The organism is Vibrio sp. THAF64, from assembly GCF_009363455.1.
GTDB lineage: Bacteria > Pseudomonadota > Gammaproteobacteria > Enterobacterales > Vibrionaceae > Vibrio > Vibrio coralliilyticus.
In genome coordinates, this window is record NZ_CP045355.1 from 2,177,782 (window position 1) to 2,203,078 (window position 25,297).

At 48.1% G+C, this 25,297-nt stretch carries 22 protein-coding genes; 13 read left to right on the forward strand and 9 right to left on the reverse strand.

What is annotated here, in order from left to right:
• Positions 1 to 56: 56 nt before the first annotated feature.
• On the forward strand, positions 57 to 956 hold the full coding sequence (locus tag FIU99_RS09930) for a LysR family transcriptional regulator (protein ID WP_099607353.1): 900 nt from the start codon (positions 57 to 59) through the stop codon (positions 954 to 956).
• A 111-nt stretch (positions 957 to 1,067) separates the two neighbouring features.
• Positions 1,068 to 2,153, forward strand: coding sequence for an AarF/UbiB family protein (locus FIU99_RS09935; protein WP_152472262.1), 1,086 nt, complete (start codon positions 1,068 to 1,070; stop codon positions 2,151 to 2,153).
• A 42-nt stretch (positions 2,154 to 2,195) separates the two neighbouring features.
• On the opposite strand, the gene FIU99_RS09940 is transcribed toward FIU99_RS09935, so the two are convergent.
• Positions 2,196 to 2,945, reverse strand: a complete 750-nt coding sequence (locus FIU99_RS09940) for a sulfite exporter TauE/SafE family protein (RefSeq protein ID WP_099607355.1) — start codon at positions 2,943 to 2,945, stop codon at positions 2,196 to 2,198.
• A gap of 233 nt (positions 2,946 to 3,178) precedes the next feature.
• Here FIU99_RS09940 and FIU99_RS09945 point away from each other — a divergent pair, with 233 nt between their 5' ends.
• The 3 genes from FIU99_RS09945 to FIU99_RS09955 are packed head-to-tail and all read left to right on the forward strand — an operon-like array spanning position 3,179 to position 5,716.
• Complete coding sequence (locus tag FIU99_RS09945; protein ID WP_006962658.1) at positions 3,179 to 4,393, forward strand: acetyl-CoA C-acetyltransferase; 1,215 nt, start codon at positions 3,179 to 3,181, stop codon at positions 4,391 to 4,393.
• Position 4,394: 1 nt separating this feature from the next.
• Positions 4,395 to 5,051, forward strand: a complete 657-nt coding sequence (locus tag FIU99_RS09950) for a CoA transferase subunit A (RefSeq protein WP_006962659.1) — start codon at positions 4,395 to 4,397, stop codon at positions 5,049 to 5,051.
• Positions 5,048 to 5,716 (forward strand): 3-oxoacid CoA-transferase subunit B, encoded by a 669-nt coding sequence (locus FIU99_RS09955; protein ID WP_006962660.1) that lies wholly within the window; start codon positions 5,048 to 5,050, stop codon positions 5,714 to 5,716. Before FIU99_RS09950 ends, FIU99_RS09955 begins: the two co-directional genes overlap by 4 nt.
• A gap of 67 nt (positions 5,717 to 5,783) precedes the next feature.
• Here the strand turns inward: FIU99_RS09955 and FIU99_RS09960 are convergent, their stop codons facing one another.
• Positions 5,784 to 6,326 (reverse strand): outer membrane beta-barrel protein, encoded by a 543-nt coding sequence (locus FIU99_RS09960; RefSeq protein ID WP_006962661.1) that lies wholly within the window; start codon positions 6,324 to 6,326, stop codon positions 5,784 to 5,786.
• Positions 6,327 to 6,458: 132 nt separating this feature from the next.
• Positions 6,459 to 6,983 carry a TetR/AcrR family transcriptional regulator gene (locus tag FIU99_RS09965; RefSeq protein WP_031342587.1) on the reverse strand — a complete coding sequence of 175 codons (525 nt, stop codon included), beginning with the start codon at positions 6,981 to 6,983 and terminating at the stop codon, positions 6,459 to 6,461.
• 117 nt (positions 6,984 to 7,100) lie between these two features.
• Between FIU99_RS09965 and FIU99_RS09970 the strand changes: the two genes are divergently transcribed.
• Together FIU99_RS09970 and FIU99_RS09975 are read left to right on the forward strand one after the other, a co-directional pair.
• A complete protein-coding gene (locus FIU99_RS09970) occupies positions 7,101 to 7,295 on the forward strand; it encodes a hypothetical protein (protein WP_039952522.1) in 195 nt (64 codons plus the stop codon).
• Positions 7,295 to 7,798 carry a DUF2867 domain-containing protein gene (locus FIU99_RS09975; protein WP_006962663.1) on the forward strand — a complete coding sequence of 168 codons (504 nt, stop codon included), beginning with the start codon at positions 7,295 to 7,297 and terminating at the stop codon, positions 7,796 to 7,798. Before FIU99_RS09970 ends, FIU99_RS09975 begins: the two co-directional genes overlap by 1 nt.
• Before the next feature lie 89 nt (positions 7,799 to 7,887).
• Here FIU99_RS09975 and FIU99_RS09980 read toward each other — a convergent pair whose 3' ends face one another.
• The 4 genes from FIU99_RS09980 to iolC are packed head-to-tail and all read right to left on the reverse strand — an operon-like array spanning position 7,888 to position 14,095.
• On the reverse strand, positions 7,888 to 9,399 hold the full coding sequence (locus tag FIU99_RS09980; RefSeq protein ID WP_006962664.1) for a CoA-acylating methylmalonate-semialdehyde dehydrogenase: 1,512 nt from the start codon (positions 9,397 to 9,399) through the stop codon (positions 7,888 to 7,890).
• A 21-nt stretch (positions 9,400 to 9,420) separates the two neighbouring features.
• The gene (gene iolE / locus FIU99_RS09985) at positions 9,421 to 10,317 is read right to left on the reverse strand and encodes a myo-inosose-2 dehydratase (RefSeq protein ID WP_006962665.1); all 897 of its coding nucleotides are present in this window, start codon (positions 10,315 to 10,317) and stop codon (positions 9,421 to 9,423) included.
• A 10-nt stretch (positions 10,318 to 10,327) separates the two neighbouring features.
• Positions 10,328 to 12,175, reverse strand: coding sequence for a 3D-(3,5/4)-trihydroxycyclohexane-1,2-dione acylhydrolase (decyclizing) (gene iolD, locus FIU99_RS09990; protein ID WP_006962666.1), 1,848 nt, complete (start codon positions 12,173 to 12,175; stop codon positions 10,328 to 10,330).
• Positions 12,176 to 12,178: 3 nt separating this feature from the next.
• Positions 12,179 to 14,095: a 5-dehydro-2-deoxygluconokinase gene (gene iolC, locus FIU99_RS09995; RefSeq protein ID WP_006962667.1), complete on the reverse strand. Its 1,917-nt coding sequence runs from the start codon at positions 14,093 to 14,095 to the stop codon at positions 12,179 to 12,181.
• A 616-nt stretch (positions 14,096 to 14,711) separates the two neighbouring features.
• Here iolC and FIU99_RS10000 point away from each other — a divergent pair.
• From FIU99_RS10000 to dld, 5 genes are all read left to right on the forward strand, one after another.
• Positions 14,712 to 15,722 carry a sugar ABC transporter substrate-binding protein gene (locus FIU99_RS10000; RefSeq protein WP_227495657.1) on the forward strand — a complete coding sequence of 337 codons (1,011 nt, stop codon included), beginning with the start codon at positions 14,712 to 14,714 and terminating at the stop codon, positions 15,720 to 15,722.
• A gap of 54 nt (positions 15,723 to 15,776) precedes the next feature.
• On the forward strand, positions 15,777 to 17,270 hold the full coding sequence (locus FIU99_RS10005) for a sugar ABC transporter ATP-binding protein (protein ID WP_006962669.1): 1,494 nt from the start codon (positions 15,777 to 15,779) through the stop codon (positions 17,268 to 17,270).
• An 80-nt stretch (positions 17,271 to 17,350) separates the two neighbouring features.
• The gene (locus tag FIU99_RS10010; RefSeq protein ID WP_006962670.1) at positions 17,351 to 18,370 is read left to right on the forward strand and encodes an ABC transporter permease; all 1,020 of its coding nucleotides are present in this window, start codon (positions 17,351 to 17,353) and stop codon (positions 18,368 to 18,370) included.
• A 267-nt stretch (positions 18,371 to 18,637) separates the two neighbouring features.
• On the forward strand, positions 18,638 to 19,471 hold the full coding sequence (locus tag FIU99_RS10015; RefSeq protein WP_006962671.1) for a MurR/RpiR family transcriptional regulator: 834 nt from the start codon (positions 18,638 to 18,640) through the stop codon (positions 19,469 to 19,471).
• 352 nt (positions 19,472 to 19,823) lie between these two features.
• Entirely contained in the window at positions 19,824 to 21,533 is a 1,710-nt protein-coding gene (gene dld / locus FIU99_RS10020) for a D-lactate dehydrogenase (RefSeq protein ID WP_006962672.1), read from the forward strand.
• Between the two features lie 39 nt (positions 21,534 to 21,572).
• Here the strand turns inward: dld and FIU99_RS10025 are convergent, their stop codons facing one another.
• A complete protein-coding gene (locus FIU99_RS10025; protein ID WP_006962673.1) occupies positions 21,573 to 22,616 on the reverse strand; it encodes a hypothetical protein in 1,044 nt (347 codons plus the stop codon).
• 269 nt (positions 22,617 to 22,885) lie between these two features.
• Positions 22,886 to 23,842 (reverse strand): LysR family transcriptional regulator, encoded by a 957-nt coding sequence (locus tag FIU99_RS10030; protein WP_080555965.1) that lies wholly within the window; start codon positions 23,840 to 23,842, stop codon positions 22,886 to 22,888.
• A 104-nt stretch (positions 23,843 to 23,946) separates the two neighbouring features.
• Between FIU99_RS10030 and FIU99_RS10035 the strand changes: the two genes are divergently transcribed.
• Complete coding sequence (locus FIU99_RS10035; protein ID WP_006962675.1) at positions 23,947 to 25,287, forward strand: MATE family efflux transporter; 1,341 nt, start codon at positions 23,947 to 23,949, stop codon at positions 25,285 to 25,287.
• The last annotated feature ends 10 nt before the right edge of the window (positions 25,288 to 25,297 follow it).

A 25,297-nucleotide genomic window follows, 5' to 3' on the forward strand; every position in this document is an offset into this window, starting at 1 on the left:
AATAATGGAAATACCGCGAGCACTCAGGTGCTCGCTTTGGCGCATAAGGAAGTCGCATGCTGGATAAGATGGCCTTTTTTGTATACGTGATCCGCACCGGATCCATCTCCGCTGCATCGCGCCATTTTAATCTCAGTGTTTCCGCCGGCAGCCGCTGGTTGCAAGAGCTCGAAAATCATTTTGGCGTGCCACTTTGCCACCGCTCCAACCGACTTCTTACCGCAACGCAAGCTGGTCAAACGCTGTTCGATGAGTTTTCGCCACTGGTCGATAACGCCGAACGTATCAGCCGTAAACTGGAAGACTTTCAAGCCAGCGACAAAGGCCATATCAATATTGCCGTTACCCCTGTTTACGCCAATCATTTTCTGATCGATAAAATCGCCGACTACATGACTGAAAACCCAGACGTGACGTTCAATTTGAATGTCACGCCTTGGGCATTAGATCATGCCAGTGAGTGTGATTTGATGATCAGCGCCAATGCCTCATTTCAGGGGTATCGTGAAAAAGACCTGCTGCTTGTAAAGCGTGAAGTCATGCAATGCCCGTTTATCGTCGTGGCCTCACCGGACTACCTCAAGCGCAACGGAGAGCCTAAACATCCGCAGGATCTCACTCAGCACCATTGTTTGTTCGCCACCACTTTGACGGGCAGCAACGACTGGATATTCAGGAAAAATGCTGAAACCTTGCAGATGAAAGTGCCAAAAAGTGTTGAAGTTAATGACAGTGACCTGCTGCTAAAAGCCGCGCTTAAAGGGACGGGTATCGCCTACTTACCACAGTTTGTGGTCGAAGAGTCAATAACCAACCACTCTTTAGTTCCTGTGATGGAAAATTACGAAACTAGTATCTGGAGTCTTAATCTTTATTATCACCCTCCCCAAAAAGCGTCTCCACTCGTGACTCGCTTCAAAGATTTCCTGCTAGGGAGTACAGACTCCTCCCTTTAAGGCTTAAGTAAGCGTTATATCTCACCCTAAAAACATTCATGTCAGTAGGATGTTTTTTGTACACCTTCGCGTTTAAATCCTCCTGATAATTAAAAAAGAAAAGGAAAGAAAATGAACGCGAGACAAAAAGCTCAACAAGACTTCGACCTTAGCGGAGAACCGCTTATCGTTGGTGACAAAAACCGCTGCCCTTTGCCACCTGAAGAACTCATATCACTGACCCACGAATCACCCTATGTAGTTAAAGTTGTCGACTCAGGCTTGACGGCTGAGGTCTATCACCTGCGAATCAATCGTCGCGACTACAACATGAAAAAGCGCCGCCCTACCGCTAAGGTGAAAAACTTAGATGGCCAGTATTCGTTTTTAAATGAAGTCCAGCGCCGACAACAATTCCAACAGTTACGCGAAAACCCAGCTACATCAGCTTTATTTCAGAATATTGTGCCCACTTTGTATGCCGACTATCGTCTCGGGTTTATGATCTCCCCATGGATCGAAGGTGAGCATGTACAAACTCTCACTCCATCGATCATCAAACAGCTGTTCACCACGCTGGAAGCGTGCGAGCAGCACGGCCTGATGGAATGGGATTTGTGCAGTGGTAACCTGCTGGTAGATAACGTAGGCAAACTCTGGCTGTTTGATTTTGGGTATATGTACCCGTTTGATCCACTCTCTGAGCTCAACAGCAACGGGTTGAGTGATCCAATTTTCCACTTTGTCGAACGCTTTGAAACCCGTTTTTTCTTTGGCTGGTTGCTGGAACAAAACCTTAGCTCAGCGCATCAGTTATCCCTTTATGAAAGCGTTAAACAACTCGGATTTGAGAGCTTTCAGCGCAAGGTTCAGTGGCTTAACTCACAGTCTGCTTTGCCCGAAGTTATTACTCACTTTCAATCCATTGCTCAGCGCTGGAAAGCAGCATTGGATAACGAACAAGCACTCAATCAACAATTCAGACTTGAAGCCTTTCGCTCACATGTTCTGGACATTGAAGATGACTTACACGGCCAGTCCTGTACGCCAACAACACTAAAAAGAATTGACGTAGTTCGAAGAGAAATCGAACAAGATTACCAATACCTGTTAGACAATGGTGGCCTGTTTTATGGCAACGCCGATAAAAGCCAATCACAGCTACTTGAAGACTACGCGGAAAAGTATCAACTGGCGCTTAACTACCAGATAAAATAACCGATGAATGTCCTCCCCGTCTGTATTAAATAGGCGGGGTAATCAGCCAACAACCCCGTCCCAGCACAACTTCATACCAGACAGAAACAAGAACAGATAACACAGCTGATAAATCCTTTCCTGACTGACTCTGTGAAGCAGAAACACACCCAACTTAACGCCAATCGGCGCCAAAGGAATCAGCGCAAGCGCAGTCAACAGGTTCGTCTTATCAAACTCACCCAATGCGGCGTATGGGATCAGCTTAAAGAGATTAATAATCGCAAATAGCACAGCCATCGTGGCGATAAGAGGTACCTTCTCTAATCGTAAGGGCAGAAGATAAATACTCGCTGGCCCCCCTCCCGCGTGAATCGCAGTGCTGGAGAAACCACTCAATGAGCTCCAGAACCAAGCACTGATTGTACCCGGCTTTCGGGTAGAAGAGCGGCCACTCAACCAGTGTTGTAAACAAAAGCCAAGTGACAGCAATCCAATCGTCAGCTTCAACCCTGTTTCCGGAGTCACACTCAGAAATGCCCACGCCAAACCAACACCCAGAATAGCGCCGGGCAACATTGTCTTAAGTACGGCATAGTCGGCATTTCGGTAGTGCTGTTTAACCGCAAACGCATCCATAACCACCAAAATAGGCAGCAATATCGCCGCAGCTTGCGTTGGTGATATCGCCAACGCCATTAAGGGCACAGCGATAATACCTAAAGCGCCACCTAACCCACCCTTGCCAATTCCATAAATCAATACCGCTGGCACTGCCGTGGCGTAAAACCAAGGGTCTGTGACCAGAGTCATCTTAGCTTACCAAAGGCAAAGGTTGAGTGTTTTTTAACAGCGAAACCTGACATAGAAATACCCTTATCTCACTAATTTTGAACACTTTAATCAGTAACGTCCTCTTCGGCAGTGAACCGTTCCACATTGTTACTTTGCATATTTGCAAAGTCGCTTTGAATTCCTGGGCATAACACCTTAGCGATGGCTTTTCATAGACTAGAGCCATCGGATTCAGGCAAAAGGATTGAGAAATGAAACGAGTATTTATTGTTGCTGCCAAGAGAACGCCAATCGGCAGTTTCAATGGTTCGTTAGCGCCATTGTCAGCGGTTGAGCTCGGTGCCCACGCCATTCAGAGCGCAATCGCTCAAGCAAATCTCTCTGTCGATTTAGTCGACGAAGTCATCATGGGCAATGTCCTAACTGCAGGTTCAGGCATGGGGCCAGGAAGACAGGCAGCCATCAAAGCAGGCATCCCAGACTCTGTCCCTGCTTATACCATCAACATGATTTGTGGTAGCGGCCTGAAAGCTGTGATGGACGCGGCAAGCCATATTCGCGCTGGCGATGCAGAAGTGGTCATCGCAGGTGGTATGGAGAGCATGTCTAACGCAGCCTTTATTACCAATGGCCAAATCCGACGTGGCTATCGAATGGGCCATCAAAATCTGGAAGATTCCATTATTAAAGATGGCCTGACCGATGCGTTTCATCACTACCACATGGGCATCACGGCGGAAAACGTAGCTAAACACCTCGGCATCAGCCGCGAAGCACAAGATGAATTTGCCCTGTCTAGCCAAAACAAAGCGGCGACAGCGATTGAACAAGGTCACTTTGATGCTGAAATTGAGCCCATCACCGTAACTCAACGTCGCGCGCAAACCGAAGTCTCACAAGACGAATATCCGAAAGCTAATGCGACAATCGAAGGTCTAGCCAAACTAAGAGCGGCTTTCGACCCAGACGGAACGGTGACCGCAGGCAATGCTTCTGGAATCAACGATGGTGCTTCGGCTGTCATTCTTGTTAACCAAGAAGCGTTGGAGCGCTACAACCTGACACCACTCGCGGAAATTGTCGAATATGGTCAGGGCGCATTGAAGCCAGAAATCATGGGCCTTGGGCCAGTCACCGCGATCAATAACACTCTCGAAAAAGCGCGGCTAAACCTAAGTGACATTGATGTGTTCGAACTCAATGAAGCCTTCGCTGCTCAAGCATTAGGGGTAATCAAAGAGCTTAGCCACCAGCACAACGTCGAGCCGCAATGGCTACTCGACAACAGCAACCTGAGTGGCGGTGCGATTGCTCTAGGTCACCCAATCGGGGCTTCTGGTAACCGTATTCTCACTACTCTGGTTTATCAGCTTGAAAGAAACAATAAACGCATGGGCTTGGCTTCACTGTGTATCGGCGGCGGAATGGGCGCGGCAGTGATCTTAAAGCGCTGCGAGGAGCAATGATATGAAAAAATGCATTTCTTCAGAGCAGGTGAGTCAATACTTGCAAGATGGCATGACGATTATGATCGGTGGCTTTATGGGGACAGGGACACCAGAAAAACTCATCGACCTTTTGATTGAAAATGACGTGCGGGATATCACCTTGATAAGCACTGATACTGCCTTGCCAGATATCGGCACCAGTCGCCTGATTGCTGAGCAGCGCGTCTCCAAATTGTACGCATCACATATCGGGCTCAACCCTGAAACTGGCCGCCAGATGAACGATGGCATAATCGACGTTGAACTAGTGCCTCAAGGCACACTAGCTGAAAGGATCCGTTGTGGCGGCGCTGGTCTGGGCGGCGTTTTGACGCCAACGGGATTAGGGACACTTGTTGCCGAAAGTAAGCAGCTTATTGAAGTGGACGGTGAGCAGTTCCTTCTAGAGAAACCACTTAAAGCTGACCTAGCCTTGATTCGCGGTTCTAAAGTCGACCACCGAGGTAATGTCTTCTACAGCAAAACAACCCAAAATTTTAACCCGTTGATGGCAACGGCTGCTGAACGTGTCATTGTTGAAGCTGAACAACTGGTGGAAATCGGGGGTATTCAACCGGAAGCCGTCCACACCCCAAGCTTATATGTTGATCATATTTTCGTTGGAGAAGCCTCATGAGTCACAGCGAAAAACACCTTATCCGTAAACGTATCGCCTCCCGTGTTGCTCAAGAACTGAAAGACGGTGATATCGTTAACCTTGGCATAGGTTTACCGACTCTGGTTGCCAACGAAGTCGACAAAGACATCGAAATCTTGATGCAAGCAGAAAACGGCCTATTGGGCATTGATGAACTGGCCGATGAAAATAATCAGGACCCAGATTTGGTCAACGCTGGCGCACAACCTATTACCGCTATCGAAGGGGCCTGCTATTTCAACAGTGCTGACTCCTTTGCCATTATCCGAGGCGGACACGTTGACGCCACCGTACTGGGTGCGCTGCAGGTTGACCAACAAGGGAATCTGGCGAACTGGATCATTCCGGGCAAGATGGTACCAGGAATGGGCGGTGCAATGGATTTGGTTGTCGGTGCAAAAAAGGTCATTGTCGCCATGGAGCACACAGCAAAAGGCAAACCTAAGCTTTTGAAGCACTGCACCTTGCCGCTCACGGCGATGAATCAGGTTAATTTGATTGTGACCGAGCTGGGTGTCTTTACCATCACACCACAAGGTATTGAAATCATTGAAATAGCTCCAGACACTGACTTGGATTATGTGCAGTCAGTAACAGCAGCCGAGCTAATCGTCTCCCCTAACCTCAAAGCCATGCCTTGCTAGGCGATCAAAAACGGGAATAGCACTTCCATGCTACTCCCGTTCATTCTCTTTTGAATCTAGGGCTAGATCAGAACTTAATATTCATACCAGCAAAGACCACATCGGATTCAAAGTCATCCGCCAAAACAAACTTTCTGTACTCTAGGTTCAGGCCAACAGTACTAAAAAAAACCAGTTCTGTACCCGCTCCATAGTATGGATGTAACCCTGTATGAGAGTCGGTTCGTTCCGTTCCACCAGAAGGCGTATACGTCTTCTCAACATCGGAATAGTTAGCACCACCGACAACGTAAAGGTTGAGAAAAGAGACAGGAGATACTCCCGCTTTCAAACCCACAAAACCCGTGGAGTATTGCACTTCTTGCTTGGTCGTTCCTAGCACGGTTGTAACGATATTACTTGTCATACCCGCAACTCCGGCATAACCGATCTCCGCGGCAAAGTTGGGGTGGAACTGATACGCGTAATCAATTTTGCCTGCAAAGCCTGAGTCACTCCAGTCGTTCGGGCCATCCGTACTACCGCCCCCAATGCCAAAGCCGATTTGATGATTCCCCGCGAACGCCGTTGAAGACAGCAATAATGGCAAGAGTAAAAGCGCTTTTTTCATAGTTGAGTATTCACCATAGACACGAAACAGAGCTGGAAAATACGACAACCTTTCAATAAGTTGTATATCGTTTTTGTAAGGCTTTGTCAGAAGAATGTATCAGGCTCTGCAGCCGTTGCGCCTACTCCTCAACTACCCGATATTCAATATAGTGCGGTATTTGCCTTCAAGTTCTTTCAGGGCAGCTTCTAAAGTGGGTTCTGGTTTGCTCAAGTGAGTAATCAGAGTCATAAAATAGCAGTCCATAATCAGCGGCATTTTCTCTGCTACATTGACCGGCAGGTTCGAGTTTGCAAATACCGCATCATTGTATGACTGGTAGTAGTCCATATCCCAGATGACTTCTTTAAGCAGCGCTCGGCTCAGGTTCACATTGGAAAAATAGTAACCGTAATAGGTTGTCGCGAACTGCATCCCCATTTCCATTGCGTCATTCACAGGGTTGGCCAAGCCTTGCTGCGCAAGCTGAGTTAGCTGGTTGAGCATACCTTCACGTAATATCGCGAGCTTGTTTTCAAAGTGGCTAAAGACCGTGCCATCTGCCACTCCCGCTTGCCTTGCTATCTGACGCGTAGACGTTTCCTGATACCCCTGCGTTTCAAACAATTCCCACGCAGCGCTAAGAATCCGCTCTCTCGTTTGTTCTCTTTTTCCCATGCTCTTTTCATCCAAAATATTGCTGCTAGATCATACCTCTACCCAGATGAGTTGACAAATTGAGCGTGCTCACTTATTAATTGAGCGCGCTCAATTTTATAATTAGGAAAGAATGCAATGGAAGATAACCTCAAGAAAGTCGTGACTCTATTAGGCCAGTGGTTGGTATTTATGCCGAGCTTGTTTTGTTTCTCCTACGTATTAAGGCCGATAATGATGGCGCTGTTGATCCCGGGAGGCCTTTTGTTTCTCGCTCTCATTGGAGGCTCGGAAGTAAGAGACACGTTAAAACAGATGATGCAGGAGAGATGATGAAAACACTCGCAAGCAGTGAGCTCCCAGCACAAAGTGCACTGGTTGGGCGCTTAAAGAAACGGGGCTTTTGTGACGCATTGAGCTTTGAGATCCCAGACCAACAACGCTCCCCTAGTCAGGTTTACGTGGATGTATTTGGCCACCTTCCAAACATCGTTGAAACACTGATGGCGCTGAGAAACCGTTTGGTCGCTCCGTTAGGCTTTGCTGCGTCAGCAGAAAAGATGACGTTGCGGGTCGAAGATTTACGGCAGGGACAAGGCATCGGATTACATCAAGTCGAATTACTCTCAGAGAGTGAGATCATTTGCACCAGTGAGGACAAACATATGCAAGTCTCCCTTTCAGTGGTCAAACTCGCTCCGGGGCGGTTCACGCTCTCCACTTTAGTCAATACTCGGACATGGATTGGTTACGCCTACTTGCTGGCGATCATTCCTTTTCATAAGTTGATCGCCGCTGCTAGCATTCGTGCAATGCTTAAAAGGGTCAACACTTAGGGTCTGCTTACCCCACTCTCAGGCATTTGAACATAAAAAATCCCAGCGATTTATGCTGGGATTTTTCGTCAATAAGCCGGAGCAGTCACTTAGTCCATGGTCGGCATAGTAAAGGCACTCGCATGTTGTTCGAGCCTCACACCCGTAGGCCAGCGGCTTGTTACCGTCTTCATTCGGGTGTAGAAACGAACACCATCATTGCCGTGGACATTGAGTGGGCCAAATACCGAACGCTTCCAGCCGCCGAAGCTGTGGAATGCCATAGGTACTGGAATAGGCACGTTCACTCCAACCATGCCAGCCAGCACGTCTTCACCAAACTGACGAGCCGTTTCACCATCACGGGTAAATATTGCGGTTCCATTGCCGTATTCGTGACGATTGATCAGGTCCAGCGCTGTCTCGTAGTCTTCAACTCGCACTACCGACAAGACGGGGCCAAAGATTTCTTCTTTGTAGATCGTCATGTCTGGTGAAACATTGTCGATCAGCGTCGGGCCAACAAAGTAACCTGTTTCGTGTCCTTCCACCACAAAATCACGACCATCAACCACTAGCTTGGCGCCCTGTTGTTCACCTGATGTGATGTAGTCGCAAATCTTCGCTTTGTGCGGTGCTGAGATCACAGGTCCCATATCATTTTCTCGCCCATCTACGATCCCCGGCCCGACACGCATTTGCGCAATTTTCTCTTCAAGCTGGGCGATGAGCTTGTCACCAGTTTCATCGCCAACCACAACCGCCACTGACAACGCCATGCAACGTTCTCCTGCGGCACCAAAGGCCGCCCCCATGATAGCGTTAGCTGCCATATCAAGGTCTGCATCTGGCATTAGCACACAATGGTTCTTGGCTCCCCCTAATGCCTGACAGCGCTTACCGTGTGCAGAAGCGGTGCTGTAGATATACTCGGCAATTGGCGTCGAACCAACAAAACTGACGGCTTGAACTCTAGGGTCTGTAAGTAGTACGTCCACCGCTTCTTTATCGCCATTAACAACGTTGAACACCCCGTCAGGCAACCCTGCTTCTTTCAGTAGTTCAGCCATAATCAGGGCCATACTCGGGTCTTTTTCCGATGGCTTAAGGACAAAGGTGTTACCTGTCGCAAGGGCAACTGGGAACATCCACATTGGTACCATAGCAGGGAAATTAAACGGCGTGATACCCGCACAAACCCCCAGAGGTTGCATCAGTGAGTGGCTATCGACACCCGTCCCGACGTTGGCTGAATGCTCCCCTTTTTGAAGATGTGGTATGCCACATGCGAACTCAACCACTTCCAGACCACGCGTCACCTCTCCAACAGCGTCTGAATAGACTTTACCGTGCTCGTTGGAGATCACTCGCGCCAAACGATCCATATTTTGTTCAAGTAGTGCTTTGAATTTGAACATCACACGGGCACGCTTGAGAGGCGGTGTCTTCGCCCATAGAGGGAAAGCCCTCTCAGCTACAGCAATCGCTTCGGCGGTTTCCGCGGCCGAACTTAACACGACTTGGCGACTTTGCTCGCCTGTCGCAGGGTTAAATACAGGTGCGAAGCGACCTGTATGACTCTCGCTTAGTTGACCATTAATAAAATTCTGAACCGTTTCCATTTATCGAGCTCCTTCCCTGCTCTACTGGTTAAACAAACCAGCATCAGAGGCAAATTGATGTAAATTTTTGAATCCTAATTTGGCGTAAGTCAGCGGATGCGCCACCGACGGATCTTGCTCTGCTTCCACCACTAACCAGCCTTGGTAACCGTTTTCTGCCAGCAATTTAAGTACGGGCGGGAAATCCACGCCACCGTCACCAGGCACCGTAAACACGCCATCCAATACCGCATCAAGAAAGCTGGTCTTACGGTTCTTGACGTCTGCCAGAACATCAAGACGCACATCCTTGGTGTGAACATGGTTGATGCGATGAGCCCAGCGCTGAGCAACAGCAAGCGGATCCGCACCAGCAAAAGTGAGATGTCCGGTATCCAAAAGCAGCCCAACTTCCTTATCGGTGTGCATCATTAGATTGTCGATGTCTTGTGCCGACTCGATAACCGTTCCCATATGGTGGTGATAAGCAATTTGAACGCCCTGACTCTGGGTGTATCTGGCAAACTCAGACAGTTTTTCGCCATACTCCTCCCATTTGTCTTCCGGGAAATGAGGACGTAAATGCGCTGATGTTGTTTGGTCGCCATGAATGCAACCTGTCACTTCAGCAAACACCATCACTTTCGCACCGAGTTCTCGCAGCAACGTCAGATGCGACTGCGCGGCTTCAATCTCTTCTTCAACGCTACGAGTCAGCAACTCGCCAGAGTACCAGCCAGAGACTAATTGCAACTCATGTCCGGCTAAGATTGGCCCAAGTTGACTCGCTTCACGCGGGAATTTATTACCCAATTCAAATCCAGCGAAACCCGCCAGTTTTCCTTCCGACAAACACGTTTCAAGTGGTGTTTCAGCCCCAAGAGACGGCAAGTCATCGTTCGTCCACGTTAGTGGATTAATTCCTAGTTGTACTGTCATGATTGTTCCCTTAGATAACCTGATCTTTCTTGGCTGCTTCGTAGCGTTTACGCGCTTCTCGCACTGGCTCACGAACTGAAACTTCTGGCACAGCGACCTCCCACCATGAACCACCAGATTCAGTGGTACTGAGCGGATCGGTATCCAGCGTGATGACATACGTACTGTCCGCAGCTCTCGCGCGAATCAACGCCTGCTCCAGTTCAGTAATGTTGCCCACTTTTTCTGCGCTAGCGCCAAGTGAGCGCGCGTGTCCGGCAAAGTCGGTCTTCGGTGCCCCCGCCTCAACGGTATTGCAATCCTGAAGCAGATTATTGAAACCCGCACCGCCACAAGCTTGCTGAAGGCGGTTAATACAGCCATAACCGCGGTTATCTAACACCACCACAACCAACTTCTGACCTAACATCACCGAAGTGGCGATTTCAGAGTTAAGCATCAGATACGAGCCATCACCCACCATGACGAAAACCTCTGAATCAGGCTTCGCCATTTTGACGCCAAGCCCACCAGCGATTTCATACCCCATACACGAAAAACCATACTCAAGGTGGTAACCCTTGTCGTAACGTGTCCGCCACAGTTTATGCAGCTCACCCGGCAGGCCGCCTGCCGCGCAGACAACTATGTCTTTCTCCTGCGCGGCACGGTTAACAGCACCAATCACTTCCGCATCGGTGGGTAACTCGCTTTGGCGATCAGTCATCGCAATCTCGACGGTTTCATTCCATTTCAATCGCAGTGATTCCGCTTTGCTCTTCCAGTTAGGGCAAATGTTCCAACCAATCAGACCACTGCCGAGTTGTGGCAAGGTATGTTTGGCGTCAGCAACCAAAGGGGTGCTGTAGTGCTTGGTCGCATCGAATCCATTGACGTTGAGTGACACAATCTTGGCATCAGAACGGAACAACGCACGAGAGCTGGAAGTAAAGTCCTGTAAGCGAGTCCCGACAGCGATGACTACGTCTGCCTCACTGGCAAGCGTATTAACTGCTTCTGAGCCCGTAACTCCGATCGACCCTAGATTACTCGGGTGATCCCATGCCAATGCGCCTTTGCCCGCTTGTGTTTCACCGACGGGCAAGCCAAAGGCTTCCACAAAGTCGCTGAACTCTTGGGTTGCTTCTGCGTAATGGATACCTCCTCCCGCGATAACCAGTGGCTGCTTAGCCTGCGCTATGCTCTCAATAGCAAGTTGGAGTTCATGCTCATCTGCCCCAGGTCGGCGGATGCGATGGACTTTTTCTGCAAAGAAATGTTCAGGGTAATCAAAAGCCATGGTCTGCACGTCCTGAGGGAGAGAAAGCGTCACAGGGCCACATTCAACCGGATCGGTCAGTACTCGCATTGCCTGAGGTAAGCTATTCAACAACTGCTCAGGGCGAGTAATGCGATCAAAAAAACGGCTCACTGGCTTAAAGCAATCGTTCGGCGTGATGGTGGCGTCACTCCAGTCTTCAACTTGTTGAAGGACAGGATCCGGTTCGCGAGTCGCAAACGTATCGCCCGGTAAAAGCAAGACGGGTAAACGGTTAACGTGAGCCAAAGCCGCAGCGGTCACCATATTCAGCGCGCCCGGACCAACCGATGTCGTTGCTGCCATCATGCGGCGGCGGTTGTTGGCTTTTGCAAAGGCAATCGCACTGTGCGCCATTGCTTGTTCATTGTGCGCGCGATAGGTCGGCAGTTCATCGTTCACATGGAACAACGCCTCTCCTAAACCTGCAACATTGCCATGACCAAAGATGGCAAATACACCTTCAAATATCGGTTGCAGTTGGCCATCTACTTCCACTTTCTGCGCCTGCATAAACTTCACCAGCGCTTGAGCCATGGTCAGTCGGATTGTCTTCGTCATTCTTTACCCCTCCTGACCACGTTCACGCCACAGACTTATCAGGTTGTGGTAATTACGTTTAATCTGATCGATGAGAGTTTGATCATCTATCTCATTAGCTAACCAAGCACGAGACGGCTGACCAAATATAGTTCGCCCGACCGCAAAGCCTTTGACTACATTATTCTGCGCAGCTTGCTTAAAGCCTTCACGCAGCACCTCTTCCGGCGCATCTAGCCCGAGCAATACTACGCCTCGACAATGCGCATCACGCTCGTTGATCAGTGCCTCAGCCGTTTGCCAGCTTTCTGTTTGCATCGGTGGAAGCTTCCACCAGTCAGGTTTCACACCTAGGTTATAGAAGCGCTGCATGGCGCGAAGGTAAAGGGCGTCATCGCGCTCCATGTCAGCGGGTAGAATAACTTCTAAAAGCATTTCATGGCCGGATTTGCAGCAGGCGGTGTAGACTTCCTGCACCTGTTTTTCCTGCTCCAAACGCAACGCATGATTGTCTTCCGGATGGAAGAACACCAAACACTTAACGACATGCTCAAGTGGCCAGTCAATCAATTGTGAACCGATGTTGCCGTGCTCAAGCTCTAGTGGGCGCGATCCCGGTAGCTCGACTGGACGCCCTATCCACCAACCGCTGCCCGTAACCTGATTCAATACCGATTGACCGAAAGAGCCATCGCACAATAAACCAGCTTTACCTTGCAAGTCGGCCTCACACGCCACTTCCTGGCTGGCTTTATAGATCAGTTCTTTAAGGGGAGAAATCCGACTGATATCAGCACCGACTGAACGCGCCATATCGACAAACTGAATACGGTGATCGAACGCCAGTACACACAACTCATCCCACTCTTTATCTCGCGTTGTTACTCGATGAAGGTGATTGAGGTGTGAGTCAAGATCCGGACGCGGTACCTCTTCTGCTCGCGCCAGATAATCATCCAGCTCCTCCTTACTTGGCATTGCTGGCGCACAGCCGTGTCTTGAAACCACCAGCGCGCCACATGCATTTGCGTACGCACAAGACTGCTGCCAACTCTCACCATTGAGGTAGCCACGCAATAACCCAGACATAAACGCATCCCCAGCTCCGAGTACATTGAGCACTTCTACTCTTACGCCGCGAGCGTTGATACCACCGTCAAGATCGTCTGGTAGCTCACCACTAAACACAGAACAGCCAAGTGGCCCTCGTTTGCAGACCAGTTCCGCATCCGATACTTCACGTACACTCTTCAACGCTTGCAAAGTATCTTCAGACCCTCCAGCAATATGGAATTCTTCTTCTGTACCGATAATAAGGTCGAATAATCCCAGCACCTCTTTAAGTGATGCTGTAACGTTTTCTGATTCAATATAACGTGTTTCACCATCACCAATGGAAGTCAGCCCCCACAATACTGGTCGGTAGTCGATATCCAGCGCTGTTTTTACACCATGTTTGCGAGCATATTTCAGCGCTGTTAGCACTGCTTCCCTTGTTTGAGGATGAGACAAATGCGTACCTGTAATCGCTAGACAACGGGCTGAAGCGATATATTCCTCGCTTACATCGTCAGACGTTATTGCCATGTCTGCGCAGTTATCGCGATAAAAAATCAGTGGAAACGTGTCCTCATCTTTGATCCCTAAAATCACCAGCGCGGTCAGGCGTTGCTGATCGGTGATCAGATGGCTGGTGTCTACTCCGAGCCTTTGCAGCTCTTCACGCACGAATCGGCCCATATGTTCATCACCAACACGCGCTAGCATAGATGACTTCAAGCCCTGACGCGCCGTACCGTAGGCAACATTGCCCGATGACCCACCGAGATACTTTGCGAACGACCCCATGTCTTCTAGACGGGCACCAATCTGTTGCCCATACAGGTCAACGGCCACACGTCCCATACATATAAGATCGAGTTTCTTATCGATGGCCTTCATTTGGTTACTCCTTTAATACTTTGCTGGTTTTAACCGGGGACACCAACCCGGTTTCCAACTATCGCCGAATAAGGTTATTTGTGTTTCACAACCTTTATACGAAACATTTGTTTCATTTTCAATGAAAAATGAAATGCAAAATCCAGACTGTGATCCATGGCCATTTTTTACTCAAATCCATTCTTTTCATTTCTAAGACACACATAAAATGAAAAATATTTATCAAAATACCATTCAATATTTTCCGCTGAAACAAAAATTCCACAAATGAAAGACTCAATTAACACAAATATCAGAAACAGGTCACAAAAATTTTTTATTTATTATAAATCAATAATTTAATATTGAACGTCATATTGAAATGTAAATTTCAGTGAGATCGCGATAACAGTTTTAACAATTGAGAAACAATTCGACTGGTCAGAATTCAAACATCCACATATAGTTTCTCACCGACACCAATAAAAAATATTTTTCAAACCAATGAAGTATGTTTTGCAAGTTTGAAAAGATAACGATTGAAACAGCTGAATAGGACTCACAGCCGCATTCAAGCAAAAATGAAATGAAAATTTCATTATGTGTGGAACGCGGTTGAACAAGAACGAAGGAGGCAATGATGCCATCATTACATCAAGGACTTACCATGCTGCTGACCAAGGTGAAACAACTCGCCACTACCTCTAAAACCTTACTTAAAGGCCTACTCGTGACTTCTGGGTTACTTCTACTGACAGCTTGTGGTCAGGAAGAAGCCAAGTCGGACGTCACACGGGTCGGCGTTGCCATTCCCAACTTTGATGACACCTTCATGGTGTACATGAAAGATGCAATGGACAAATACGCGCAACAATTTGACGGCAAAGTTGAACTGACCTTTGTCGATGCCAAGGAAGATACAGCGAAGCAGTTGGGTCAGGTAGAGAACTTTATCGTCCAGCAAATGGACGCAATTATTCTCGTCCCTGTAAACACTGACGCAACTCAACCAATGACCGACCGCATCCTTGATGCCGGTATTAAGCTGGTGTATCTCAACCGACGTCCTTCTTACCTGCCGGAAAGCGTTTTCTACGTTGGCTCTGAAGAGCTGAAGTTCGGCGAAACGCAGGCGGAATACGCCGCCAACATTAAAGACGGTGGCAACGTGGGTATCCTGATGGGGATGCTGACTCAGGAAGCCGCCATCATGCGAACTAAGGGTGTGGAAGATTTCTTCCAAGACAAACCAAATTTCGATGTGGTTCGTAAGCAAACAGGTCTATGGCAGCGCGCTCAAGGGATGACCGTTATGGAAAACTGGCTCAACTCTGGCGACCAGTTAGACATTATCTTGGCTAACAACGATGACATGGCACTGGGTGCAATTCAGGCTCTACGTGCAGCGGGCAAACTTGATGACACCTTAGTCGTTGGTGTCGACGCTACGCCAGATGGTCTGATCGCAGTTAAGAATGGTTCTCTGAATGCGACGGTATTCCAAGACGGAGGTGGTCAGGCTCGTGGCGCGATTGATGCCGCAGTTGATGCCGTTAAAGGTAAACAGCACGATCAAATTACTTGGATCCCAGCAGAGCTGGTCACACAGGACAACCTAGCCGCGTTCGAAGCGAAACAAAAAGGTTAATGGAATAACAGCGCTCTGCACCTTCAGTGCAGAGCACTTTTTGGAGTAGTAGTTATGAGTCAAGTTTTACTCGAAATGCGTGGTATCACCAAAACCTTCCCTGGTGTTAAAGCATTAGACAACGTTCAGCTTACCCTTAAACAAGGCCGAGTCATGGCATTGATGGGGGAAAACGGCGCTGGTAAATCAACCCTGATGAAGGTGATGTTCGGTATTTATCAGCGTGACAGTGGCACCATTCGCTACAAAGGAGAAGCCGTTGAGTTCTCGGGCGCAAAAGAAGCGCTGGAATCAGGTATCTCTATGATCCATCAGGAGCTTTCTCCTATTTTATATCGCAGTATTGCAGAGAACATCTGGCTGGGACGCGAACCGCTTAAGGGGCCGTTAAAGCTAATTGACCACGATAAGATGTATCGCGATACCGAAGAGCTGCTGAAAAAGCTCGATCTGGATTTAGATCCACGAACCCCGATGACTGAACTGACGGTGGCAACGATGCAGATGGTTGAAATAGCCAAAGCCATCTCCTACCACTCAGAAATCATCATCATGGATGAGCCGACTTCCGCTCTAACCGACAAAGAAGTCGACCATCTGTTTGAAATCATTGAAATGTTGAAAAGTCGTGGCTGCGCTATCGTCTACATCAGCCACAAAATGGATGAGATTTTCCGCATCTGCGACGACATTACCGTCTTCCGTGATGGTTGCTTTATTGGTGAACGAGAAGCCAAAGAGACCAATAACGAAGAACTGGTGCAGATGATGGTGGGTCGAGATCTTGGTGACGTATTCCCACCTCCGACAGCCAAACCGGGCAAAACTCGTCTTGAAGTGCGAGATCTCTCCGTTGAAGGCGCCTTCAGCAACATTAACTTTGACCTTCACGAAGGCGAAATTCTTGGCATTGCCGGGCTGGTGGGTGCAGGTCGTACGGAACTGATTGAAACTCTGTTTGGGGTTCGCGAGAAAGACACCGGAGTGATCCGCATCAACGGAAATGAAGTGGAAATCAAAACCCCACAAGACGCAATCAGCCACAAGATGGCTTTCCTGACCGAAGATCGACGCCATTCCGGCTTATATCTGATGCTCGATATCTTTGCGAATACATCCATTGCTCATCTCGACGCATACCGTAACAAAGTGGTGAATGTGCTTGATGTTCGCAAGATGCGCTCAGACAGCGAAGACCACTGTAAAAAGCTCAGAGTGAAAACTCCAGGCATGTACGAAACCATCGACAACCTCAGTGGTGGTAACCAGCAAAAAGTGCTGCTTGCCCGTTGGATGCTGACCAAGCCTGACATTTTGTTCCTCGATGAGCCCACACGCGGTATTGATGTTGGTGCTAAGTCTGAAATTTACAAACTCATGCGCCTGCTTACCGGTATGGGTAAGAGTTTGGTGATGATTTCCTCCGAGCTGCCCGAAGTGATGGGGATGAGTGACCGCATTCTAGTCATGCATGAAGGTCAGCTAAAAGGTGCGATTGAAGGGCAAGAAGCAACGCAGCAGAAAATCATGTCAATGGCGCTCAATTAAGGTCTCAGATCGTCATTCGTTTATCAGGATTTGTTCACCTGCCTGGCAGGTGATTAAGAAGTAATTCAAGGAATGCAGTTATGATTGCAAAACTGATTAAGGCTACCTCAACCGAAGGCGAGCCAAACAAAAATTTCAAACGTCTTGTCTCTAAGTACGCGATTTACATTGTTTTTGTTGCCATGTGTATCGTGATGACGATTTTGTCTCCCGTCTTTCTGACCGTGGCAAACCTGCTCAATGTGGTTACTCAGATGGCCAGTATCGGTCTGCTAGCGTTGGGCGTGACCATCATCATTATCACTCGTGGTATCGACCTTTCATCCGGCTCAGTGCTGGCCGTCGCAGCGGTGGTATCGGCCAGTATGGCGCAAACACTCGACTGGAGTATGCGCATGTATCCAAACATGCCAGAGTTTCCAGTGATCGTGCCCATCATCGCAGCATTAGCGGTAGGTGCATTGTGTGGCTACATTAACGGCGCCTTAATCGCGTACACAGGTATTCCGCCATTCATTGCAACGCTAGGGATGATGATCGTCGCGCGTGGCGCTGCCCTGCTCTACTCAGATGGCCGCCCGGTCAGTAGTCTGATAGAGTCCTATCAGTGGATTGGACAAGGCAACATTGCTGGACTTCCTGTACCTGTGGTGATATTCATCGTCATGGCTTTTGTCTCCTACATTCTGCTCAACTACACCCGTTTCGGTAAGTACGCTTACGCGATTGGCGGCAACGAAACTGCAGCTTACGTCTCGGGTATCAACGTCAATAAATACAAAATTCTGGTTTACACCTACGCAGGCCTTCTGGCGGGTATTGCGGCCTTGATTCTGGCTGCACGCATTAACTCTGGTCAACCGGGTCTTGGGGTCATGTATGAACTGGATGCGATTGCCGCTGCAACCGTTGGTGGTGTATCCCATGCAGGCGGTATCGGTACAATTCAGGGCACCATCATAGGCACTATGATCATGGGTGTGCTTCAAAACGGGCTCGATTTGCTCAATGTTTCAGCGTACTGGCAGCAAATCGTCAAAGGCTTAGTCATCATTTTTGCTGTGATGTTCGATATGAAACGTCACAAGAAAAGCAAATAACGTTTTGTAGGGCTGAAGCTATTGTCCTTTCACGAATATCTTGTCTGACGCTGCGCTCACAACGTCAGCCCTGATATGGCAATAGCTTCTGGGGATTACCCTGTTTGCGCCGCTTTACGTTGCGGCGCTTTTTTCTTCTCGCATCCAGCTTCTGACCATTTTTGGAAGCCATCACTAATCTCGTTCTGAAACAAATATTTCACGATTTTCGAATTTAAGGTATCTTTACGGAAGATTTATTTCAGATTCCGAACCTAGGAGAGTGACATGAAAGCGGCCAGTTCGCTCGGAGAGCTGCAGGATCAGATCCGCAATAATTACTCTGACCTGAGTAAGCGACTCCAGCAAGTAGCTAAGTATGTGCTTGATAATTCTAACAGTGTTGCATTTGATACTGTTGCCGTTATTGCTCAGCAAGCCGAAGTACCTCCATCGACTCTAATTCGTTTTGCCAGTGCATTTGGCTTCAGCGGATTCAATGATATGAAACAACTGTTTCGTCGTAATCTGGTTGAGGAAACCACCAGCTATACCGATCGAGCCAGACTGTATAAACAGCTAGAGGGAGAACCTCACCCACCAGAAACGCCAAAAGACATTCTGGAGGAATTTGCCCGCGCTAATTCTCAGGCAATGAATCACCTTGCCGCTCAAACTTCAGCTGAAAAATTAGAGCAGGCGGTTGATATCCTGCGTAATGCGGAGAATATCTATCTTATTGGACTTAGACGCTCGTTTAGCGTCGCGTCATATCTGACTTACGCACTACGTCATCTGGATAAGCGCGCTTTCCTTATTGATGGCCTTGGTGGAATGTTCAAAGAACAACTGAGCATGATTGGCCCTAAAGATGCCATCGTGTCCATCAGTTTCAGCCCTTACGCGCAAGAAACCGTGATGCTAAGCGAAGTCGCATCCAAAGCCGGTGCACATCAAATTGTGATTACCGATAGCCAAATCAGCCCGCTCGCAGCGTTCAGCGACGTGTGTTTTGTGGTCAAAGAAGCCAAAGTGGATGCATTTCGTTCTCAGTCTGCGTCTTTGTGCCTAGCGCAAACTCTCGCGGTGTCTATGGCCTTCGATCAGGCTGAAAAACTCTAGCCTTCTCAGCGGCAGTGGTCGATCACTGCCGCTTATTTCTTCTTTATACCTGCCAAGGTCAAATCATTGAGCTAAGTGAGGGTTTGATCACTTATTTTTTACAATTCAACGCCTCTAGCTCCTCACTTATTATGTCAATTTTGGAAAAAGACAATGATACTTCTTCCAATAATCGAAGAATAATACTGGCTTAAGTGATTGATATTTGGTGATTCAGCTTCCAAAGCGTGTTTTATTGACCGAGAAAACACACAAGTGTGAATTTCTGCTTCTGGTTCGAATTGAGTTTCGAATTTAAAATATGCAAAACCAGAAAATAACAAGCACGTCACAAAGGAAGCAAAGGGACGCCATGAGTAATCAAGCGCTAATTCAGACATTCATCAACATTGTCGGCCAAGACCATGTGTTAACCGATAACAAAAAAACCGAATATTACCGCTCAGGCTTCCGCTCGGGTAAAGGCAAAGCACTGGCAGTTTTGTTTCCCGGTTCATTAGTTGAACAGTGGCGCCTGCTTCAGGCCGCGGTAGAAGCGAACTGCATTGTGATCATGCAGGCCGCCAAAACCGGTCTGACTGAAGGGTCTGCACCAAGTGGTGACGATTACGACCGAGAAGTTGTGGTGATCAACATCATGCGTATTAACTCGCTGCATTTGATTGAAAACGGCAAACAGATCATCAGCTTACCGGGTGTGAGCCTTCACCAACTTGAGAAGAAGCTTAAATCCGTTAACCGTGCGCCTCATTCCGTGATTGGCTCTTCTTCAATTGGCGCAACAGTTGTTGGTGGTATTGCCAACAACTCCGGTGGTGCTTTAGTCAAACGCGGCCCTGCGTACACGGAATTAGCGCTGTTTGGCCAGGTCACCAAAGAAGGCAAACTAGAACTTGTGAATCATTTAGGTATCGAAGGCCTTGGTGAAACGCCAGAAGAAATCCTGACCAATGTTGAACAAGGCAACTTTGACCCTTCTAAGATCATCCACAGTGATGCGATGGCATCAGACAAAGAGTACGAAGCTCGCGTTCGTGACGTCGATGCAGAAACCCCTTCCCGTTTTAATGCTGATTCCAGACGCCTGTTTGAAGCCAGTGGCTGTGCAGGTAAGCTCGCAGTGTTTGCAGTCCGTGTCGATACCAACCCTGTCGCTGAAAAAGAACAGCTTTTCTACATCGGCTGTAGCGATCCAGCGAAGATGACGATGCTGCGCCGTGACATGCTGAGTGGCTTTAAGCATTTGCCAGAAATGGGCGAATACATGCACCGCGACATTTTCAATCTGGCGGAAACTTACGGTAAAGATGTCTTCCTGTCGATTCATCACCTAGGCACTGACAAGTTGCCTAAGTTCTTTGCGCTAAAAGCAAAAGTTGAGTCGATCCTGAAACGCATTCCGTTTGTATCTAAAGATTTGCCAGATATTACACTTTACTGGCTCACCAAACTGTTCCCACAGCACCTTCCTAAGCGCATGCTGGAATTCAGAGATAAGTACGAGCACCATCTGATCCTAAAAATGAGTGATGGTGGTATCGATGAAGCGAAAGAATACCTGGAGAACGTCTGGTCTAAGCAGGACGGGTGTGAGTACTTTGTTTGTGATGCTGATGAAGGCAAGAAAGCTCTGCTTCATCGCTTTGCGGCTGCGGGTGCTGCGATTCGCTATGAAACCATTCACTCCAATGAAGTGGAAGACATTCTTGCGCTAGATATTGCCCTGCGCCGAAACGACATTGACTGGGTGGAACAGTTACCAGAAGAGATCACCAAAGACTTGGTTATGGGTCTCTACTACGGTCACTTTATGTGTCATGTCTTCCATCAGGATTACATCTTTAGAAAGGGCGCGGATACGAAGAAGATCAAACAGAAAATGCTTGAGCTTTTAACTCAGAAAGGCGCCAAATACCCAGCAGAGCATAACGTAGGCCACCTCTATGAAGCCGAAAAGCAGCTTCAGGAGTTCTACCACTCATTGGATCCAACCAATACCTTTAACCCAGGTATAGGTAAAATGAGTAAGTACAAACGTAACTGCAGCTGCTGTGGCGGTTAACAGAAAGGAAAGCGGAGCTCATTGAGCTCCGTTTTACGATTAATTCTTCACAAACATGCCTGAACCGCTCAAGGCTTGATGCTTCTCCAATTCGCCTTCTTGATAAAAACCTGTGTGATAAACCGCCATCTGAGATTGACCACTGGTACTTTTCACAAAGCCAATCAGAATGCCGTGTTCACCTTCAAATGGCTTGGTACCTGACTGCTTCAGATAGGTTTTACACGCCTCAACGTTAGACGCTTCAAGCTTAGTTTCAAAACGCATAATCTGATTATCATTGTACATGGCGAAACCCTTTGGCTCAGTCTTACAGTACTCGACGCCATTGTCTTCAATGAAAGCGGTGACCATCAATGGGCCGTTGTTAACTTGGGTAAATTTGTAACGGTTATAGGCATTAGGTTGGTTGTAAGCATCAATGCTTTTCCATTCTGTATCTGGCAGAGAAGCCAAAACGTCAATCAGTTTTTCAGTTTCAACTTGTTGATACCAAACATTAAAGTCTTCTCCTTGGATGCCAGAATCTTCCGAAGTCATCCGAAAGCCATAATCCAGTGTATTAAACTCATAATCATCCAAGTGAATTGACTTAATCTGCGCCTTTTGCACAGCAGAAAGATCTTTTCGCCATTCACCAAAAATCCAGCCTAAGTTCGACAATTTAGCGTTGCGTAATGAGCGACTAAGCACCTCACCACTTGGTTTCACTTGCTTAGAAGCATATTCCATTGCATCACTCACTGTTGACTGAGCGACTTCATACCCAGCCGACACTTCTACTTTGTGATAATCGTTTGAAGCATCTACACTCACCGACTGGCTCCAAAACTGTTGCTCACCTGTATAGTGATAACCAATGCCTACCCCCATGTAACGCGGTGATGTATCACTAGCGCGTAGAATATCGTCACTTCCATTTCCTAGTGTCGCAACATAGATCCCCATAGGATAAACAACACGGCTTTGACCACCATTAATATTATTTTTGCCAGTGCTTCCAGCATCGCCAGAACCACCACCGCCACAACCAACAAGTAACGCAGTTAGTACCGAAACCGAAATCGCCGCTCTTTTAAACATAAGTTTTCCCACTCATCACATACCCAACTGAGACGTATGCACACCAGAACACCATGAAATCTGGTGTGTATAAATCGATGATGGGAAGTATCCGCACGGATGTCGTTAAATCAAAAAACGTTTCCACACTAAACTTAACAGCACATTTATTTACATCTAACACACTGAATAATAGGAAGAATAACGAGTTGTCTTACAGAGCTTATTTAGCAATTTTTACACTACAGAGAGGGAAAAGAGCCCCCACTCTACTGGTTAGGATGGTGAGTTCAATCCAAGGTCACGTCTGCTTGGCTCCAACCAAATTTGTCGCACAGCACTTTAAGTTGGTTCAGCTCATTTTGAGTCTGTTCGACCAACCAGTTCAGGATTTCACTGATCATGGGAGAATGATTACGTTGATAACAGTAGTACTGCCAATCGCTATGTTGAAGTGAAAGCTGTTCAGGGCATTTGAGAAACTCACGCTTGAGTTCAGGTAATACCAACAGCAGATCCGTCACTGTCACTCCCTGGCCGGATAGGCAGGCACTTAGCGCTAAATCCAAGCTGAAGAACACAGTATCCCTGCCCTTTTTCGCCCCTTCCAGATCAGCGTTGCTTAACCAGTTTTTCCAATCCTGATGATCAAGGGTGGCATGCAGATGTGGCAACGTCAGAACATCACTTAACTGAATATGCTGCTTAGAGAGGGATTCAGCGTAAACCGGCGCCATAAACTCATCACGAAGAAAGGTTACATCTGAGCGATTCTGGTATCGCTCACGCTTTCGCGTGTTCACGATCAGCAGATCGCAGTCTTCAGAATCAAGCGGTGGATCTTCTTCAATCGATGGGATGATGACAATCTCGTGTTCAGGGTATCGCTCGTTGAGCATCGCAACCTTAGGCATCAGAATACGCGTGGCGTAACTGAGCGCACTTTTGATCACAATACGCTTCTTATTCGGCACCGCCCACTGAGCAATCAAGCTGTCTAGCGCAACGTAGTTTTTGCGCAGCACTTCATAGAGATCTTTCCCTTGCGTTGTTAACTCAATCGCTCGGTGTTTTCGGATCACTAGAGATGCTTTTAGCTCATCTTCAAGTTGCTTTATCTGACGGCTGACTGCACTTTGGGTAACGTTAAGCTCATCAGCCGCTTTGGTAAAGCTCATAAGGCGCGCCACAGATTCAAAGACTTTCAATCCGTTGTGTGAATAAGGGAGACGGTTATAAGGGGACATAATTCACTCGCATGATCTGAACTCATGTAAGAGTGGCATAAATGTCATTTGAAGGCTAGCCAGCAAACTCGTACCTTATTGTGATAACGATCACGAGGCACACAATGAAAAAAATTCTCTCTCTGGCATTTCCACTGATAATTTCGCAACTCATCGCAATGGCACTGGTTCTGACTGATGTCTGGATGATGTCGCGACTCAGTGTGTCTGCGCTGGCAGCCGGAGGATTGGGTGCGTCCATCTACAGTTTCGTCTTTATTGTGGCGAGCAGCACCGTGGGTTGTGTGGCGAACTTAATTGCGATTGCTTATGGTCAACGTATTGCGAGGCCGGAATATGGCAATCAGCAAATCCGCTTAGCAGTAAAAGGGGCTGTACTACTGACGGTGATCCTGTCTGCGATCTTAACCTTGTGTTTTGCATATGCACCGCAACTGCTGGCACTGGCGAAGCAGCCTCAAGAGCTCGCTGGCCCAGCTATGGAATACCTAGACGCATTAAAATGGGCCATGTTGCCGTCTCTGATGCTACTGGTGCTGCGCGGCTTAACCAGTGCGCTCGGTAATGTACGTTCAATCATGGTGATGTCATTACTGACGGTTGCGCTCAACGTACCTATCAGCTATTTGCTTGCTTTCCAGCTAGAGCTTGGCTTGGCAGGACTTGGCGCGGGTACCGCTTTAGCGGCATTCATTGTGATGCTGGGCTACGGCTACTGGGTGTTTAAGAGCCCTGAATACATGCCGTTTGCGCCGTGGAAAAATACAGAAGAATACTCGCTATCATTGCTTAAACCTTTACTGGCCATGGGCTTGCCTATTGCACTGGCTGCGCTGCTTGAACACGGTTTGATTTACGGTGGCACTTTGATGGCAGGCACCATCAGTATCGCTGCGCTCGCATTGCACCAAATTCTTCTGCAATGTCTGAGCTTCACCTGGAACATCAACTTTGGTTTCTCGCAAGCCGCAGCAATTTTGGTCGGGCAGGACTATGGTGCGGAAGACTATGATGGTATTAAGCGCACAGCCCTTCGTAGCTTTGGCCTGACGACAGTGATCAGCGTAGTGCTGGCAGGTGTGTTCATGTTATGGCCTGAGCTGATCGGCTCCATTTTCAATCTGGATTCTGAGCTTTCAACACTGCTCGTCGCCGTTCTATGGGTAGTCGCGCTCTCTTTCATTGTTGATGCGTGGCAGCTACTGGCGATTAACCTACTTCGCGGCATGAAGATCGTTGTTGGCCCGACTGTAGTGACGGCTGTCGGCTACTGGCTGTTTGGTCTGCCTGCTGCATGGCTGCTACTGCCAGACTTTGGTTTAGGCGGCATCTGGGGCGGTATCGGTATTGGTCTAGGCGTCACAGGTATGTTGCTACTTGTTCAGCTTCTGCTGGCGATTAAAAAGCAACGCAATACAGATTCTCTTGCCGTAGCCATGGGTTAGTCGGTAGTAT